This is a genomic window from Halorubrum sp. SD612 (assembly GCF_002135005.1).
The window spans coordinates 1-16955 of the sequence record NZ_NEWI01000061.1; the positions used below are offsets into that span (position 1 = coordinate 1).

The following is a 16955-nucleotide window of genomic DNA, read 5'->3' on the forward strand; positions in this document are numbered from 1 at the left end:
ACGCGATCCTCGCGTTCGACGGGCCCGCGCCCCGGGTCGTCGCCGATCTCCGGAGCGTGTCGTTCGAGGTCGAACACGTCCGCGAGGACGTGGAGGACCGCTACTCGGACGCCGACCTCGACGAGGTGTACCAGCTGGTGATGTCGAACCAGATCACGGGCGACGACTTCAAGCGCCTCGTGGGGAAGAGTCGGTACGCTGCGCAGACGCTGTTCTTCGACGACCTGGTGGTGTTCCTCTTCCCGTCGAACCGATACGACGCGGTGTTCGCGTCGTTCGACTACGACGAGTCCTTCCCGGTGAACGAGCTGGTGAGCGCGGTCTCTGAGGCGACGACCGAGTGACCGCGCGGCGGAACCGGTTCCCGGGCGTTAGCGGTCGGGGTTTTCGAGGTGATAGAGGAGGTCGTACTCGCCGACGTTCTCGCCGGTTTCGAGGACCTCGCTCAGCACGCGCTCGTGCTCCTCGTCGATGTCGTGGGACGACTCCTCGTACGCCTCGTAGACCGCGTCGATGTCCTCGGCTTTCATGTAGTAAACGAGGTAGTCCCCGTCGTCGGCGTGCTCGACGAACGCGGTCTCGGAGTACATCCCTTCGTTGCGCAGGGTTTCAACCGCCTCGGACTCTCGATCCCGAATCTCTCGCGCCCACGCTTCGAGCCGCTCGGTCGCTCCGGGCTCGATCCGCTGTTTCGTGAGGACGACGCCGACCATACGGCCGGGTCGCGCCCGTTTCACCTAACGGTTGTCCGCCTTTGTTAACTGTTGTCGCGCTCTCGGACGGCGGGAGTCAGTCCTCCTCCGGGTCCTCGCCGCGGGCCCGCTTGTACATGGCGAGGGCCTCCTCGCGGCGCTCCGAGTGGTCGACGATCGGCGCGGGATACGCCGGAGCCGCGTTCGCGCGCTGTGTCGGCGACAGCTCGTGCCACTCGTGGATGAGGTCGGGCTCGACGCCGCGCAGTTCGGGGACGTACGCCGTGATGTACTCCGCGTCGGGGTCGTATCGCTCGCCCTGCGTCATGGGGTTGAAGATGCGGAAGTACGGCTGCGCGTCGGTCCCCGTCGAGGCTGCCCACTGCCAGCCGCCGTTGTCGTTCGCGGTGTCGTGGTCGGCCAGCCGCTCGCGGAAGTGGTCGTAGCCGTGCCGCCAGTCCGCGAGCAGGTCCTTCGTGAGGAAGGAGGCGACGATCATCCGCACGCGGTTGTGCATGAACGCCTCCTCGCGCAGCTGGCGCATCCCGGCGTCGACGATGGGATACCCCGTCTCGCCGCGCTTCCACGCCGCGATCTCGTCGGGGTCGTCGCGCCAGTCGATCCCCTCCTCGTACTCCTTGTAGTTCGCCGTCACCACCTCGGGGTTGTGGAAGAGGACCTGCGTGTAGAACTCTCGCCACGCCAGCTCCTGTTGGAACTCCTCGACCTGCTCGGGGGCGTCGTCGGGCCGCGCGTCCGACGCCGCCTCGGCCATCGCCTCCTCGGTCGCCGCGTACGCCTCGCGGACGCCGATCTCCCCGTACTTGAGGAAGGTCGACAGCCGCGAGGTCGCGTCCTCGGCGGGGTAGTCGCGCTCGGCCTCGTAGGCGAACACCGCCTCGTCGAGGAAGTCGGAGAGGCGCTCGCGCGCGGCAGCGGTCCCCGCCGGCCCGACATCGGCGTCCGGCTCGGCGAAGCCGAGGTCGGCGGGCGTCGGGAGGTCGCCCACCGTGGCGACGGGGAGCGCGTCGACGCCGGCGTCGGCCACCGTCGCGTCGCCCGCGTCGGTCCCGTCGATAGCGTCGACCGCGTCCGTCAGTCGGTCGGCGGCGGCGAGCGCAGCGCCGGTCGGCGCGGAAAGGGGGTCGTCCTTCGCGCGGTCGGTCCACTTCTTCCAGTAGTAGCTGTACACGGAGTACGGGTCCCCGGCGTTCGTCCGGATCGCGTCGGGGTCGTGGAGGACCGCGTCGTGGTGGGCCTCTCGCGCGACGCCGGCCGCGTCGAGCGCGCGTCGAACCCCGGCGTCGCGCTCGCGGGCGAGCCCCGAGTAGTCGCGGTTCCAGACGACGCGCTCGGCGCCGAGCGCCTCGGCGAGGCGCGGGAGCAGCGCTTCAGGGTCCCCGTGCGCGACGATCAGGTCGCTCCCGCGCTCGCGGTACGCCTCGCGGAGCGCCGCGAGCCCGTCGAGCAGGCGGCGGACCCGCACGTCGCTCGCGTGGTCGAGCACGTCGGGGTCGAAGACGAAGACGGGCGCGGCAGGCCCCTGGTCGGCGTCTTCGCTCGCGTCTCCGTCGCCGGCCCCCGCGGCGGCCGCTAAGCCGACGTTGTCCGCGACTCTGAGGTCCCGTCGGTGCCAGAACAGCTCCATGGGATCCGCACGGACGCGTCCACCGTGAAACCACCGGGACCGGCGGAGGCTTGACTGGCTCCGAGCAGGTCCTATCGGGCGTCCGCGTCGGCCCCCGTGAGCGATTCGAGCAGTCGCACGGCCGGCGCTTTCGCCAGCGGGTCGTTCCCGTTCCCGCAGTGGGGCGACTGGACGCAGGCGGGGCAGCCACCCTCGCAGCCGCAGGTGTCGATCAGCCGCGCGGTTCGGGTCATCAGCTCCTCGATCCGCCGGTGGCCGCGGCGCGTGAGTCCGACGCCGCCGGGGTAGCCGTCGTAGACGAACACCGCCGGCCCCTCAGTGTGCGGGTGGTGGGGCGTCGAGATCCCCCCCACGTCGGCCCGGTCGCACAGCAGGTGGAACGGGAACAGCGAGATGATGCCGTGTTCGGCGGCGTGGATTCCGCCGTTGAACGCGTACTCGCCGCCCGGGATCGGCTCGCCGTCGACATCGACGCCCGAATCGGGCGCACCTCCGTCGGCGCTGACCTCGGGATCTCCGGCGTCCCCATCGTCGAGCGCGTCGCCGAGTCGCCGCATCTCGCGCTCGACGTCCGCGGGCACGGGGAAGTACAACGACTTCGTCCGTAGCGTCGTCTCCGGGAGGTCGAGCGTCGACTCGCCGAGCGACTCCCCGGTCGCCGCGTCCTTCCGCACGAACCCCGTGATCTGCTCGGTCACCGTGACGTCCGCGAACCGGACGGGCACGTCGGGGCGCGCCGAGAGCGCCCGCTCGTCGAGGTCCTCGTTCACGACGATGTCCTTGTCGGAGCGCACCTGCGTGTAGTAGTCCGCCCACGACTGCTGGAGCTCGGCCACGTCGCGGTCGAGGTCCAGCTCGACCACCTCGTAGGTGCGGCCCTGCTGGTGGTAGATCGCGCCCGGGTGGGCGTCGCGGAGCGCGTCCGCGAAGGCGAGCGTCGCGACCGTCTCGCCGCTCGACCGCTCGATCAGCGATATCTCGCGCTCCTCGGCCGTGCGGAGGTTCACAGACTGCTGGGGGCTTCCGTCGTCGGCGTGGACCCAGCGCGTGCCCTTCGCGGCCTCGCGCCGTTCGAGGGCGCCCGCCTCGGTCAGGCCGGCGACGACGCCCGGGAACGTGTCGCCGAAGAAGCGCTCGTCGTCTGGAGAGAGCCAGTTCTCGTCGGCCGCGCAGGCGACGTGGCCGGGCATGAGCTGCCCGTTCTCCGGGTCGCAGATCGCGTCCTCCGGCGGCGCGTCGAAGAAGTCGCTCGGGTTGCGCATCAGGTACTGGTCGAGCTGGTCCTCGCCCCCGACCATGACGACCGTGGCCGGGTCGTCGCCGCGACCGGCCCGCCCCGCGCGTTGGTGCGCGGACATCCGCGTGCCGGGGTAGCCGTCCAGCACCACGGCGTCGAGCCCGCCCACGTCGACGCCGAGTTCGAGGGCGCTCGTCGACCAGACGCCGCGGAGGTCGCCCGCGTGGAGGTCGGCCTCGATCTCGCGGCGGCGGTCGTCGGTGAGCGCCGCCTGGTACGCGCCGACCTTCCCTGCGAGGTCGCGCTCCCCCCGCTCGCGGAGGTCGCTCGCGCTGTCGGTCGCGTACTGCTCGGCGGTCTGGCGGGCGCGGGTGAACGCGAGCGTCTGCTGGCCCGCCGTGACGAGGTCGACGAAGAGGCGCTTGCTCTCCGTGTGGCTCGACTTCCGGCGGCCGCTGCCGCGCTCCTGCCAGTCGTCGTCGTACTCGGGCGGGTTCCACAGCACCCAGTCGCGCGGCCCGCGCCCCGAGGTGTCCTCGTCGACGAGGGCGATCCCGTCGGGGTCGCGGCCGGTAACGGTCGCGACGTGGTCGACGGGGTTGTTGATCGTCGCCGAGCAGCAGACGAACTGCGGCGCGGAGCCGAATCGCTCGCAGGTTCGCGCGAGCCGGCGGAGGGTCAGCGCGACCTGCGAGCCGAACACGCCGCGGTAGCTGTGGACCTCGTCGATTACGACGTGCTCCAGCGAGGAGAAGAACCAGTCCCACAGGCGCCCCGCGTACGGGAGCAGCGCGTAGTGGAGCATGTCCGGGTTCGAGAGGAGGACGGTTGGGCGGCGGTCGCGCACGTCGCGCTTCTCCGCCCGCGAGAGCCGCCCGGTGTACGAGTCGACCGACACGCGGCTACCGAAGCCGAGGTCGGCCGCGAGCTCGGACAGCGACTCCTCCTGGTCGGCTATCAGCGCGTTCTGCGGGCCGATGTACAGCGTGCGCCCGCCGTGGTCCATCGCGGCCTCGAACGCCGGGACGGTGTACGCGAGCGACTTGCCGCTGGCCGTCTCGGTCGCGAGCACGACGTCGTCGCCGTCGCGGACCGCGCCGATGGCGTCGACCTGATGCCGGTAGAGCCGCTCGATGCCGCGGTCCGCGAGCGCGTCGGCGAGCCGCGGTTCGAGGTCGACATCGGCGAACTCCGGCTCGCGCGCCGGGAGCCGCCGTTGGTCGGCGATCTGTCCCTCGTAGAAGGGGCGGTCTCGCAGCCACTCGATGGCGTCGTCCACGGTTACGATACCCTCGGGTCGGCGGGGCCTAACGGTTGCGGTGGCACCGAGGAGAGTGCGGTGTCGACCGGGCGGTTGCGGGAACGCTGTGGCGGCCAGTCGCCCGCGGGAGCGCCGTGCCGCTCAGTCGTCCGCGGGCGATCGCTCGGGCCCGCCGTCGGTCGGTGAGAGGTCGACCGCCGGCTCCGCGGGGCCCTCGCGGGCGAGCGGCGGCCAGCGGACCTCGGTCGCGATCGGCTGGTCGGGGTCGACCCGCATCCGGAGGTCGCCGCGCCGCTCGACGACTTCGAAGCCGACCGTCCGGTAGACGCTCCGGGCGGGGCGGTTCCCGGTCTCGACGTGGAGTTCGATCCCGTCGCGGCCGGCGGCCGCGGCATTCGCGATCACGTGCCGGCACAGCTCCGTGCCGACGCCGCGGTCCTGCGCGTCGGGGTGGACGAAGACGGCGAGTTCGGGGGTGTCGGCGTCGGTCGGCGTGTACATCGCGTGGCCGAACAGCTCGCCGTTCCGCTCGGCGACGACGTTGTTCCCTTCCGACAGCATCGACTGGATCCAGTCGACGCGCCGTCGCCGACTCACCGGCGGGAGCCCCTGCGCGCGATGCGGACGGCCGAAGTCCTCGTACATCTCTGCGAGGAACGGCTCGTCCGCGTCGGTCGCGGGCCGGATCGTCCAGCGCGCGCCCTCCTTGTCGACGAAGCGCGGACACCGCGGCGGGCAGTGCGGCGTCCCCTCGCACTCGCTCCCGTCCCAGCCGTCGCAAGCGGCGCTCGCGGTATCGGAGGTCATGTATCAACGTTGGCGTCGGGTCGTGTTATATGGTGACAACGACTTTCACAGCGTGAGAATCGGTAACGGAGTCGGCGTCGGCCGCAACGTGGTCGGATCGGGGGTTACTCCCGGATCAGCACGATCCCCTCGCGGAACACGACGTGGTTCGGGAGGACGTGCTCCTCGCCGTCGGTCTCGATGTGGGTGACGAAGAGGTCGACCTCCTGAACGACGCCGCGCTCGCCGGCGACGCGGACCTCGTCGCCGATGCCGTACGGCTGTCGGAGCAGGAGAAAGACGCCGGCGGCGGCCGACGCGACGAGGTCCTTCGTCGCGAGCGCGGCGAACAGCACCACCGCAAACGCGTACGCCGCGAGCAGCACGATGAGCGCGAGCGTCTGAACGCCCACCTGTCCGAGGGCGATGAGCGCGGCGACGTAGACGACGCTGTAGTTCACGACCGTCGGGAGCACGCCGAGTTCGGGGAGCTTGATCCCCCGGAGGCGCTCGGCGACGAGCAGCTCCGCCTTGTCGCCGACGACGACGCCGACGATGACGACGACGGCGGCGACGAACAGCCGCGGGAGGAAGGCGGCGACGCCGGACCAGAACTGTTCGAGGTAGTTCACGTCTGCGACCGTGAGGGCGACGATGACCGCGACGGCGACGATGAAGTAGCTCGACAGCTGCGCCAAGATCCGCACCGTCGAGGTGTCGAACTCGCGGGCCGTCCGCTCGAAGGTGGTCCCCTCGATCACCTCGGGGACGCCCGCCCGGCGGAGCAGCCGGCGGTTGATCACGCCGGTGAGGTACGCCAGCGCGAGACCGAAGAGGAGCACCGCCAGCGCCAGCCAGATCCGGTACCGCACGTTCAGGAGGAACTCTGGGACGGTGATCTGGACCGCGGACATGAGTCAGTACTCCTCCGGATCGATCTCCAAGACGAGTTCGCCCGCCTTGAACGCCCGGACGAGCCCGTCCGACTCGGAGAGGACGATCGCGGTCGAGTTGGTGTCGCGGGTGATCGCGGCTCCGGACATGTGGCGCGCGCCGAGGCCCTTCGGGATGTCGACCCCCTCGGCGGCGGGTTCGAGGTAACGGTACGCCGAGACGATCTTCCCAGAGTCGGAGACGACGAACGCGCCGTCCAGCCGCGAGAACTCCTTGAGCATGACGTTCACGATTGGGTCGCCGACGTGGACGTGGCTCTTCTCGAATGGGTTGTACGACAGCGGCCGCGACTTGTTCATCACCTTCCCCGCGTCGCCGACGACGAACAGCGCGCCCACCGGCTTCCCCTTTTGTCCCTTCTGACCGAGTTCGATCGCGACCTCGAACACGTCGCGGATCACGCTCGGCTCGGCGCGGGAGTTGGCGAACAGGTCGAAGATGCCGGTGTGGATACTCTCGTCGACAGTGACCCGGACGATCGCGTCCGAGCCGCCCTCGAAGACGGAGGCGACGCACGCGACCTCGTCGCCCTCGGAGACGAGGTCCGCGTCCATCGCGCCCTCGATGCCGAACCGGATCCGGTCTTTCACGTTGTCGAAGGGGAGCGGGAGATCGACGAACGTCTCAGCGTCGACGTCGTTGTCGGGCGCGACGACGACGACCTCGCTCCCGCCGTTCGCGAACCGCTCGTAGAAGGAGCTCGTCGGAGAGAACAGCAGCGCGGCGTCGACGTCAGCGACGAGGTCCGCTAGGTGGTCGGTGAGCGAGTCCATTGACGCAACTGACACGAGGAATCCGTATAGTCGTTGCGTCGGCGTCGTGCGTGCGTCTGACGCCGAGCGAGAGCGGCGGCGGCGCGGTCCGGAGCGAAGCGGCCAGCGGGGCGCGGTCCGGAACGAAGCGGCCGCTGGCGCGGGCCCGAACCAGGTCAGTCGTCGGCGGCCGCGGCCGGCTCCGTCGCGCTCGGCGTCGGCCGGTCGCGGATCAGGTCCGCCGCCCGCTCAGCGACGGCGATCGTCGGGGCGTTCGTGTTGCCGCCGACGAGCGTGGGCATCACGCTCGCGTCGACGACGCGGAGCCCCTCGACGCCGTGAACCCGAAGCTCCTCGTCCACGACCGCCGCCTCGTCGTCCCCCATCGCGCACGTGCCGACGGGGTGGTACACGGTGTGACACGTGTCGCGGACGTGCCGGGCGATCGCCTCGTCGGTCTCGGCGTCCTCGCCGGGCCACACCTCGCGCCCGACGTGCCCGGCGAGCGCGTCCTGCCGGGCGATCTCGCGGGCGCGCTTGACCCCGTCCACGAGCGTTTCGAGGTCCGCGTCCGCGTCGAGGTAGTTCGGGTCGATGATAGGGTCGTCGAACGGGTCGGGCGAGCGAAGCGTGACGCGTCCGCGGCTCTCCGGCCGGAGCTGCGTCGCGCCGATCGACAGCCCCCGCCCGGTCTCGGGGTTCGCGAAGCCGTGGTCCATGAAGTACGAGGGAGCGAAGTGGAACTGGAGGTCGGGCCGGGAATCGGCGCCGTCGGTGCGGACGAACCCACCGGCCTCGGCGACGTTGGAGGTCAGCTTCCCGCGCTTGCGGAGGAACCAATTGAAGACGTCCAGCAGGCCGCCGGCGTCGTCGAGCGTGCTGATGTCGCCGTCGGTCTCGTAGACGGTGAACGCGAACAGGTGGTCTTGGAGGTTCCGACCAACGCCGGGCGACGCCGTCTCGACATCGATGCCGTGGTCCGCGAGGTGGTCTGGGTCGCCCACGCCCGAGAGCATGAGGAGCTGCGGGGAGTTGACCGCGCCGGCGCTGAGGAGGACCTCCTCGGCGGCCCCCGCGGACCGGCTCTGATCGTCCTGACTGTACTGAACTCCCGTCGCGCGACCGTCCTCGATGGTCACCTCGGTCACCTGCGCGCCGGTCTCGGCGGTGAGGTTCGGTCGGTCGAGGGCGGGCTTGAGGTACGCGTCGGCGGCGCTGTGGCGTTCCCCGTTCTTTTGCGTGACGTGGTACATCCCCACGCCCTCCTGTGCCGCCCCGTTGAAGTCGTCCGTGCGGTCGTAGCCCGCCTGCGCGGCGGCGTCGACGAACGCCCGGGAGACCGGTCGCGGCGAGGACTGGTCCGTCACGTTGAGCGGCCCCGCGGACCCGTGGTAGGGCGATCCCGACGGCGTGAACGTCTCCGCCCGCTTGAAGTACTCCAGCATGGTCTCGTACCCCCAGCCGTTGTTGCCGAGGGCCGCCCAGTCGTCGTAGTCCGACGGGTGGCCGCGGATGTAGATCATCGCGTTCGTGGAGGAGCACCCGCCGAGCGTCTTACCGCGCGGCCAGTAGAGCCGTCGACCGCCGCAGCCGTCCTGCGGCTCGGTGTAGTACTCCCAGTCCGCGTCGCTCTCGAACAGCTCCGGAAAGCCCGCCGGGATCCGCATGTTCCGGTCGTCGTCGGGTGTGCCCGCTTCGAGGAGCAGCACGCTCCTGTCCGGGTCCGCGGTGAGTCGGTTCGCGAGGACGCAGCCCGCAGAGCCCGCCCCGACGACGACGAAGTCGTATTCCGTGTCTGTCATAGACTAGCATGTGAGAGACTAGTATTTAAACGGATCAGCGACTACGAGGTCGCTCGGGTCACGCCGAATATGACTGGACAGACCGGGGTCGAAGCCGACGGGGCCGCGCGTCAGTGCGTCGTCCACCCGCCGTCGATCGAGAGGTTGACTCCGGTGATGTACGAGGCCTTGTCCGAGACGAGGAACGCCGCCGGTTCTGCGATCTCTTCCGGTTCGGCGATGCGGCCGATCGGCGTCTGACTGAGGACGAACTCGTAGAAAGAGTCGTCGTTAAGCTCTGACGCAGTCATCTCGGTCTCGACGAAGCCGGGACAGATGCTGTTCACCCGGACGCCGGCGTCGGCGTAATCGACGGCCGTCGTTCGGGTGAAGTTGACGACAGCGCCCTTCGCGGTCGCGTACGCGGCCGTCTGCGGTCCCCCGACCAGTCCGAACACCGACGCGACGTTGAGGACCGCCCCCGAGGACTCGCGCAGGTACGGCATGGCTGCTCGCGTCCCGTAGATGACGCCGTTGAGATTGACCTCTAACAACTTGTGCCAGTCCTCGAGCGACGTCTCCTCGACCGTTCCAGTGAGCCCGATCCCGGCATTGTTCACGAGGATGTCCAACCCGCCGTGTTCCTCGACCGTCTGTTCGACCAGCGATTCGACGGATTCGTACGACGAGACGTCGCACTGGACGAACGAACAGCCGAGCTCCTCGGCGGTCTCTCGTCCCGCCTCCTCGGTCCGGTTCGCGATCACGACCGACGCCCCTTGATCGACGAACTCCGCAGCGATGGCCTTCCCGATGCCGGCCGAGCCGCCGGTGACGATAGCGGTCTTTCCGTCGAGCATATTTACTCGTTTGTGTGTATATTTTGTATTTCTTTCGGAATATTGATACTAATATGTACTTCCCTCGTTTCGTTGTACCGGGAATCCGCCGGGCGTTTGAAGTCCGCTACGACCGTACCAACGGGTTTAAACGCGCGATAACGGCCGCGTACGGAGTACGAACGTCGGAGGGCCGTCGGCGCCTGACGCGTCCGAGCGGGCCGCGGCGGCGTCGGCGCACACCGCGCGCCGTTCGACGGCGTTATGCCTCGCTGCCAGAATCGTTATCCGTGAACATCAACACCGTCCGAGACTCCTGGACGAACCGGACGGGCGAATACTCGCCGGCGTACTACGCCCACCGCGGGCCGAACAAGACGAGCGAGCTGATCCGTGAGGGCCTCGACGCGCGCCTCGACCGCGACGCGGCCGTCCTCGAGCTGGGGTGCGGGTCGGGCCGGCACCTCGACCACCTCGCAACCCACGGCTTCGAGGACCTCTCTGGCGTCGACATCAACCCCGGGGCGTTCGACGAGATGCGGGACGCCTACCCCGAGCTCGCCGCCGACGGGACCTTTCACTGCGGCGCGATAGAGGACGTGGTCGGCGGGTTTGACGACGGCGCGTTCGACGCGGTGTTCTCGGTCGAGACGCTACAACACCTCCATCCGGACGCCGAGCCGGCCTTCGAGGAGATAGCGCGGATCACCGACGAGCTTCTGATCACGGCCGAGATCGAGGCCCCGACGCAGGGGTCGGCGTCAGCTCCGCCGGACGTGAACTACGTCGACGAGGGGACGCCGCTGTTCTACCGGGACTGGGGCGAGGTGTTCACCTCGCTCGGGCTCGTCGAGGTCGACGTCACCCGCGGGAAGCGAGACACCACGCGGACCTTCCGCGCGTCCCGTTGACAGACGCCCGTTCCTGACGCGGTGTGAGCGCGACCGGCGGTCTCCCGCGCGACTTTTACCCGCGAGCCGACAACTCCGGACACATGGCGACTCGCGAGGCCCTCTGGGGGTACCGGAACCGGTTCGGCGACGCCTTCGGGCGCACCTACTTCCGGCGGTTCGGTCCCGGCGTCGTCTCCAGCGTCGGGATCGGGACGTACCTCGGCGACCCGACGCCCGCGGTCGACGAGGCCTCGCGCGAGTCGATCGAGCTGGCGCTCCGGTCCGGCGTGAACCACGTGGACACCGCGGCCAACTACCGCTGCGGCCGCGCCGAGCGCGTCGTCGGCGAGGCGCTCCGGGACGCGCCCCTCGACCGCGAGTCGGTGGTCGTCGCCACGAAGAGCGGCTTCCTCCCGTTCGACGGCGAGCGACCGAGCGACCCGAGCGCGTACGTCCGCGAGCGCTTCGTCGAGCCGGGGATCGTCGACCCCGACGACCTCGCGAACGGGGCGCACGCGATGACCCCCGACTACCTCGACTGGTCGCTCGACCGGTCGCTCGACCGCCTCGGCCTCGACGCCGTCGACTGCTTCTACCTCCACAACCCCGAGACGCAGCTGGCCGCCCGCTCGCGGGAGGACGTGTACGACGGGCTCGAAGCAGCGTTCGAGGCCCTCGAACGCCGACGGACCGCCGGCGACGTCGGGACGTACGGCGTCGCGGCGTGGAACGCGTTCCGCGTCCCCGAGGGCGACGACGCCCACCTCTCGCTCGCCGAGGTGCTCTCGCGGGCCGAGGCCGCCGGCGAGGCGGCCGGCCCCGACGACGACCACGGGCTCGCGGCGGTCCAGCTCCCCTTCAACGTCGCGATGGCGGACGCGTTCACCCGGCGGAACCACCGCGCGCCGTCCGAGGGTGACGCGGACGGGCCCGTCTCGGCGCTCTCGTTCGCCCACGAGGCCGGGCTCTCTGTGGTGACGAGCGCGAGCATCGGACAGGGAGACCTCGCGGTCGAGGGCGCGGTCCCGCCCGACGTCGACGCGACGCTCGCCGGGGAGACGCCGGCCCAGCGCGCGCTCAACTTCGCGCGGAGCGCACCGGGCGTCACCTCGTCGCTCGTCGGCACGACCGACCCCGACCACGTCCGCGAGAACGTCGCCGCCGGCACCTTCGACCCGCTGGGCGCGTCGGCGTTCGACGCCGTCTTCGAGTGACCGCGGACGACGACCGGCCCCAAAAGAGGTTTACCCGGACCGACGGTATCGCCTCCTATGTCCCCCACCCGACGAGCCCTCCTCCGCGGCGGCGCCATCGGCGCTATCGCCGCGCTCGCCGGCTGCTCCGGCGCGGACGGCACAGGATCGGAGTCGGTCCGACGGCAGGTCTCCGGGACGGACACGGACCCGACCGTCCTGAAGCCGCGGAACCCGAGCGGCGACCCGGTCCTCCTCGACGGGAGCGCGACCAACGGCGCCGGAGAGCCCGTCGCGATCGACCGCGAGCTCGTCACGAGCGCCGAGCGGGCGGCCGAGCTGCTCGTGGCCGAGGACGTCGCCGAGGCGGACCGCGATCGGATCCGGTCGTTCCTCGACGAGACCGACTACGACGCGGAGACGGTGTACGTGTCGCCCGCCGGCATCGAGTCGTGCGAACGACTCCACATCGAGTCCGTCTCGTGGGATCCCGGGCACGTGGAGTTCGAGTAGTGCCGCGAGCTCAGGCCGCCGGACGAGGCCTGTGAGGCCGACGCGCGGGTCGCGCTCGCCCTCCTCTTCCGGCTTCCGGTCGTCCTCGACGACCGGCTCACCGGGTCCGGCTCCAGCGGTAGGTCGCCGTGTCGGACTACGGACACGGAGTACGCGGTGATCGACGGGAACGCGACCGTCCCCGGGAACGCCACGGCGACCGACGAGTGGGGTGAGCTCTGGTGCCGCGGGGGCTCACCCGGCGCGGCGCGCTCGCCGCTGCCGGCGCCGCCGCGCTCGGCTCGCTCGCCGGCTGCTCGGGCCGAGGGAGCAAGCGGCGGTTCTGGGACGACCCGCCGTCGCTCGACGTCGACGCCGTTCCACGCGAGTTCGACGATTCCGTCCCGGCTCCGCCGCGGATCGTCCCCGTCGGCTTCGAGCCGGAGGTCGCCGCCGCGTTCGCGGACCGCGTCGACCGCCTGCTCAGCCCGATCCCGGACCCCCTGACCGCGGAGCGGCTCCCGCACGGCGGGTTCCGCGGGCGCATCGAGGCGGAGCGGGCGGCGGCCCGCGAGGCGCTGCCGGGGCCCGACGAGCCGCTCGTTCCGCTGGAAGCGGTTAAGCGGTACTCAACGGCGCGCGATCACGCCGCGAGCGCCGTCGGCACGTGGGCGGGCGTGACCGTCGAGGGCGATCCGGGAGCGGTGGCGCCCGACGTCGAGGCGGTGCGTCAGCGCGCGTCTGAGACGCTGGACGCGCTCCCCGGTCCCGCCGCGGACCCCCTGGCGGGCGCCGCGGTCTACGGCCCGATCGAGCGGTGGTACGACGAGGCGCTCCGCCGGACGCTGGTCGGCAGCGGGAGTCCGGCCGACGAGGCGAACCCGATCCGCGCGGGAGAGGCGGTCGGAGACGTCGAGCGGGTCCAGTCGTACGTCGAGGCGGGACGGTACCTCGGCGACCGGTACGCGGCCTCGCTCGCCGACCCGCAGCCGGTCGCCGAACCGATCCGCCGCGAAATGGACCGCCTCGGCAGCGCGGTCGGCGACCGGCTCCGCGAGCTCCACGGCGAGGGGATCGAGGACCTCAGGGAGAACCCCGGCCCGGAGGCCTTCGTCGACGAGCGCGCCGTCGCGCGGGACGCGCCGAGCGCCGACCTCCTGTCGAGCGCGGTCTACCGGAGCTTCGACGGGCTGTGGTTCGACCCGGTCGCGGTCGGCGACTACGAGCCCGACCACCCGGCGACCGGGCTGACCCGGACCGCGCTCGTCCAGACCCGGCTCCGAGCGGTCGACGCTGTCGCCGCGCGCGTCGAGGCGGGCGACACGATGTTCCCGGACGACGCCGCGGCGATCGGCGCGGCGCGGGGCGCGGCGGTCGAGTCCGCCGCGGCGCTCGCGGAGAGCGAGAACCCGCTGGCGCGGTGGCTGGCGACGCAGTTCCTGCCGCTGTTCGCGGAGCAGGACGACGCGCTCGCGGCCGACGAGCGGAGCGCGCTCTCGGCCGCCACGGCGTACGCCGAGTACCGGTGGATCGAGATCGTCGCGGACGAGGCGGGGGCGGTGGCGGAGTCGGTCGCGACGGCGATCGATTCGTGAACGGCGACGGTCAGCGAGGAGAGGCGCGAGCGGTAGTCGAAGTCCGGCAGCGCGGCGGAGGCCGGTGCGGTGCGGGGGAGAGCGATTCGGAGCGGAGTGGTGCGGCGCGGAGGCCGGTGCGGTGCGACGACGGGCGAGACGACGGTCAGCGGAGCTCCTTGAACCGGCTTCCGCACTCCGGACAGATGCGGACGGAGAACACTTCGTCGGGGTCGTTCTCCTTTTTCAACACCTTTTCGCAGTCGGCACAGTTCAGCCGCTCGTAGGTGTCCTTCATCAGGTCGCCGTCGCGGAGTCCCTTGCGCGTGGATTTCATACTCCGCCGTTCGTCGTCGGGGCGGATAAAAACCCCGTACGACATCGGTCTGACGCGTCGAGCGAGATCGGCACTCGGCGGAGGGACGCGGCCGCAGCCCGCGAGCGGCTCCCGAGATCCGGGTGCGTGCGCTTCCGCAACGCTTGTGTCCGGGCGCGGAGAAGCGCCGCCGTGTCACGGACCCGGCTGTTCGGATCGCTTTGCGTGCTGGTGTTCCTCGTCAACTTCGCGCGCGTCGTGTTCGCCCCTCTGGTGGGAGAGTTCATCGACGCGTTCGGGATCCGCGAGGGGACCGCCGGGCTCATCGTCACGCTCGCGTGGCTCGGCTCGGCCGCGCCGCGCATCCCGGCCGGCTGGGCGCTCACGCGCTTCGCGCGGCGGCGCGTCATCCTCGTCTCCGGCGCGATGCTGACCGCGGGGGCGCTCGGCGTCGCCCTCGCGCCGAGCGTGCTCGCGCTGATGGTCGCCGCCTTCGCGATCGGCTTAGCCTCCGGCGTCTACTTCGTCGCCGCGAATCCGTTCATCGCGGAGCTGTTCCCGCAGCGCGTCGGACGCGTGATGGGCGTTCACGGCATGGCCAGCCAGCTCGCCGCCGTCATCGCCGCGCCCGCCGTCACCGTCGCGCTGTGGTACGACTGGCGGTACGCCTTCTACGCGCTCGCGCTCGCCGCGGCCGCCAGCACGGTCGTGTTCGTCGCGCTCGCGCGGCGGACTGACCTCCCGGACGCCGGCGCGAGCGACACCGACTTCCTCGGGGCCGCCCGCGGCGAGTGGAAGCTGATCCTCGCGGGCATCGTGCTGATGGGCCTCACGAGCTTCGTCTGGCAGGGCCTGTTCAACTTCTACGAGCTGTACATGATCGACAAGGACCTGACGCGGTCGACCGCGCGGAACCTCTTGACGGTGATCTTCGCCGCCGGCGTGCCCGCCTTCCTCGTCTCGGGCGACCTCGCGGACCGGCTCCCGCACGTGCCGTACCTGCTCGGCATCGTCGCGTCGTTCGTCGGCGGCGTCGTCCTCGTCGTCGTCGCAGAGGGGCTGGCGGCGGTGATCGCCGCGAGCGTCGTGGTCGGCTTCGCCATTCACATGCTGTTCCCGGCGGGCGACACGTACCTGCTGGCGTCGCTGCCGGACGAGTCGCGGGCGTCGGCGTACGCGATGTTCTCCGCCGGGATGATGTCGACGCAGGCGGCCGGCTCGTGGGTCGTCGGCGAAGCGATCGAGGCGGGCGCGGGATACGACGCCGTCTTCCTCGCGCTCGCGGGCGGACTGGCGGTCCTCGTCGCCGCGTACGCGGTGTTACACCGCCTCGGGCGCGTCCCGGGCGGCGCCGCGGGCGCGACGCGGGCGGCCCGAGGTCCCTGAACCGGCGAGGGCCCTGACGCGGGCGCGAGACGAAGGGCCGAGACGGGGACCGATCGGGTTGGTGGTACCGCACCTGTTTTGGTCGTCGCTCCCGTGTGATCGGTAAATGGAGTACGTTCAGGAGCGCGTGACGACCCTCCACGCGTTGACCGACCACCGGCCCGACGCCCCCACGGACCGCGCGGCGGTCGTCGTGCCGATGACCGAGCGCGAGTACGGGACGCTCGCGGCCGAGCGCGTGCTCTCGACGCTAGAGACGGTCGACCCCGCCCGCGTGATCGTTCCGCTCCGGGCGGCCGCCGACCGCGCCGGCCCGTTCGCGGACTGGCTCGACGGGTTCGACCTCGACGTCGAGACGCTGTGGTGCGACGGCCCCGAGCTCGCCTCGCTGCTCGAAGCGCGCGGGCTCGACGGCGACCGCGGCAAGGGTCGGGACGTGTGGCTCGCCCTCGGTCGCGCGCTCGACGAGGAGTTCGTCGTCGTCCACGACGCCGACACGAAGACCTACTCGCCGGCGTTCGTGAACCGGCTGCTGTTCCCGCTCGGGGAAGGGTACGCGTTCTCGAAGGGGTACTACGCCCGCGTCGAGGACGGCTCGCTGTACGGGCGGCTGTTCAGGCTGTTCTTCCGGCCGCTCGTCCGCGCGCTCGGCGACGCCGCGCCGGGGCGGGAGCCGGACGTGCTGGCGTACCTCTCGGCGTTCCGCTACGCGCTCGCCGGCGAGTTCGCGGCGACGAGCGAGCTCGTCTCCGAGCTCCGCGTCCAGCGCGGCTGGGGGCTGGAGGTCGGCACGCTCGGCGAGGCGTTCGACCGCGCCGGGTTCGCCGACAGCGCGCAGGTCGACCTGGGGAGCTACGAGCACGACCACCGCTCCGTCGAGGGGCCGACCGGCCTCGCGGACATGAGCCGGGCGGTCGGCGAGGCGACCCTGCGCGCGGTCGAAGACGCCGGCGTCGACGTCGACTACGACGGCCTCGACGACCGGTCCCGGGAGCCCGCGGCGCCGCTGATCGCCGGCTCCGCGACCGACCGCGCCTCGAGCGGCCTCACGGCCGACCACGTCGACCAGGCCTCGCCGGTGGAGCCGGACGCAGACGGGCTAGTCGAGCGCGCGCCGCTAGCCCGGACCGCCGCGCCGACGCACGCCGACG

At 71.1% G+C, this 16955-nt stretch carries 15 protein-coding genes and 1 pseudogene; 7 read left to right on the forward strand and 9 right to left on the reverse strand.

The genetic code is table 11. The features are described 5' to 3' along the window. The coding region (locus B9G38_RS08630; protein WP_233127180.1) for a hypothetical protein at nucleotides 1-344 on the forward strand (344 nt) is incomplete at its 5' end. 27 nt (nucleotides 345-371) lie between these two features. Here B9G38_RS08630 and B9G38_RS08635 read toward each other — a convergent pair. The 8 genes from B9G38_RS08635 to B9G38_RS08670 all read right to left on the reverse strand — a co-directional run bounded on the left by B9G38_RS08635 (nucleotide 372) and on the right by B9G38_RS08670 (nucleotide 9971). Then, nucleotides 372-713 carry a DUF6176 family protein gene (locus B9G38_RS08635; protein WP_086220116.1) on the reverse strand — a complete coding sequence of 114 codons (342 nt, stop codon included), beginning with the start codon at nucleotides 711-713 and terminating at the stop codon, nucleotides 372-374. 76 nt (nucleotides 714-789) lie between these two features. Further along, a complete protein-coding gene (locus B9G38_RS08640; RefSeq protein ID WP_086220117.1) occupies nucleotides 790-2340 on the reverse strand; it encodes a deoxyribodipyrimidine photo-lyase in 1551 nt (516 codons plus the stop codon). Between the two features lie 71 nt (nucleotides 2341-2411). Next, nucleotides 2412-4856, reverse strand: coding sequence for a DEAD/DEAH box helicase (locus B9G38_RS08645; protein ID WP_086220118.1), 2445 nt, complete (start codon nucleotides 4854-4856; stop codon nucleotides 2412-2414). Between the two features lie 123 nt (nucleotides 4857-4979). Continuing rightward, nucleotides 4980-5645: a GNAT family N-acetyltransferase gene (locus B9G38_RS08650; protein ID WP_086220119.1), complete on the reverse strand. Its 666-nt coding sequence runs from the start codon at nucleotides 5643-5645 to the stop codon at nucleotides 4980-4982. A gap of 104 nt (nucleotides 5646-5749) precedes the next feature. Beyond that, nucleotides 5750-6538: a mechanosensitive ion channel domain-containing protein gene (locus B9G38_RS08655; protein ID WP_049929411.1), complete on the reverse strand. Its 789-nt coding sequence runs from the start codon at nucleotides 6536-6538 to the stop codon at nucleotides 5750-5752. Between the two features lie 3 nt (nucleotides 6539-6541). After that, on the reverse strand, nucleotides 6542-7351 hold the full coding sequence (gene dacZ / locus B9G38_RS08660) for a diadenylate cyclase DacZ (protein WP_086220120.1): 810 nt from the start codon (nucleotides 7349-7351) through the stop codon (nucleotides 6542-6544). Nucleotides 7352-7506: 155 nt separating this feature from the next. Continuing rightward, on the reverse strand, nucleotides 7507-9132 hold the full coding sequence (locus B9G38_RS08665; RefSeq protein WP_086220121.1) for a GMC family oxidoreductase: 1626 nt from the start codon (nucleotides 9130-9132) through the stop codon (nucleotides 7507-7509). A gap of 110 nt (nucleotides 9133-9242) precedes the next feature. Further along, nucleotides 9243-9971 carry an SDR family NAD(P)-dependent oxidoreductase gene (locus B9G38_RS08670; protein WP_049929408.1) on the reverse strand — a complete coding sequence of 243 codons (729 nt, stop codon included), beginning with the start codon at nucleotides 9969-9971 and terminating at the stop codon, nucleotides 9243-9245. A 269-nt stretch (nucleotides 9972-10240) separates the two neighbouring features. Between B9G38_RS08670 and B9G38_RS08675 the strand changes: the two genes are divergently transcribed. The 4 genes and pseudogenes from B9G38_RS08675 to B9G38_RS08690 all read left to right on the forward strand — a co-directional run bounded on the left by B9G38_RS08675 (nucleotide 10241) and on the right by B9G38_RS08690 (nucleotide 14123). Further along, nucleotides 10241-10861 carry a class I SAM-dependent methyltransferase gene (locus B9G38_RS08675; RefSeq protein ID WP_049929407.1) on the forward strand — a complete coding sequence of 207 codons (621 nt, stop codon included), beginning with the start codon at nucleotides 10241-10243 and terminating at the stop codon, nucleotides 10859-10861. 83 nt (nucleotides 10862-10944) lie between these two features. Then, the gene (locus tag B9G38_RS08680) at nucleotides 10945-12057 is read left to right on the forward strand and encodes an aldo/keto reductase (RefSeq protein ID WP_086220122.1); all 1113 of its coding nucleotides are present in this window, start codon (nucleotides 10945-10947) and stop codon (nucleotides 12055-12057) included. A 57-nt stretch (nucleotides 12058-12114) separates the two neighbouring features. After that, nucleotides 12115-12765, forward strand: a pseudogene (locus B9G38_RS08685) (hypothetical protein); the annotation flags it as partial. Nucleotides 12766-12770: 5 nt separating this feature from the next. Next, the gene (locus tag B9G38_RS08690; RefSeq protein ID WP_086220123.1) at nucleotides 12771-14123 is read left to right on the forward strand and encodes a hypothetical protein; all 1353 of its coding nucleotides are present in this window, start codon (nucleotides 12771-12773) and stop codon (nucleotides 14121-14123) included. A gap of 145 nt (nucleotides 14124-14268) precedes the next feature. Here the strand turns inward: B9G38_RS08690 and B9G38_RS18230 are convergent, their stop codons facing one another. Next, nucleotides 14269-14439, reverse strand: coding sequence for an HVO_0758 family zinc finger protein (locus B9G38_RS18230; RefSeq protein ID WP_167373059.1), 171 nt, complete (start codon nucleotides 14437-14439; stop codon nucleotides 14269-14271). A gap of 171 nt (nucleotides 14440-14610) precedes the next feature. Between B9G38_RS18230 and B9G38_RS08695 the strand changes: the two genes are divergently transcribed. Continuing rightward, a complete protein-coding gene (locus B9G38_RS08695) occupies nucleotides 14611-15804 on the forward strand; it encodes a CynX/NimT family MFS transporter (protein WP_086220124.1) in 1194 nt (397 codons plus the stop codon). A 106-nt stretch (nucleotides 15805-15910) separates the two neighbouring features. Further along, nucleotides 15911-16955: glycosyl transferase family 2 (locus B9G38_RS08700; protein WP_233127181.1), on the forward strand; the 1045-nt coding region annotated here is incomplete at its 3' end.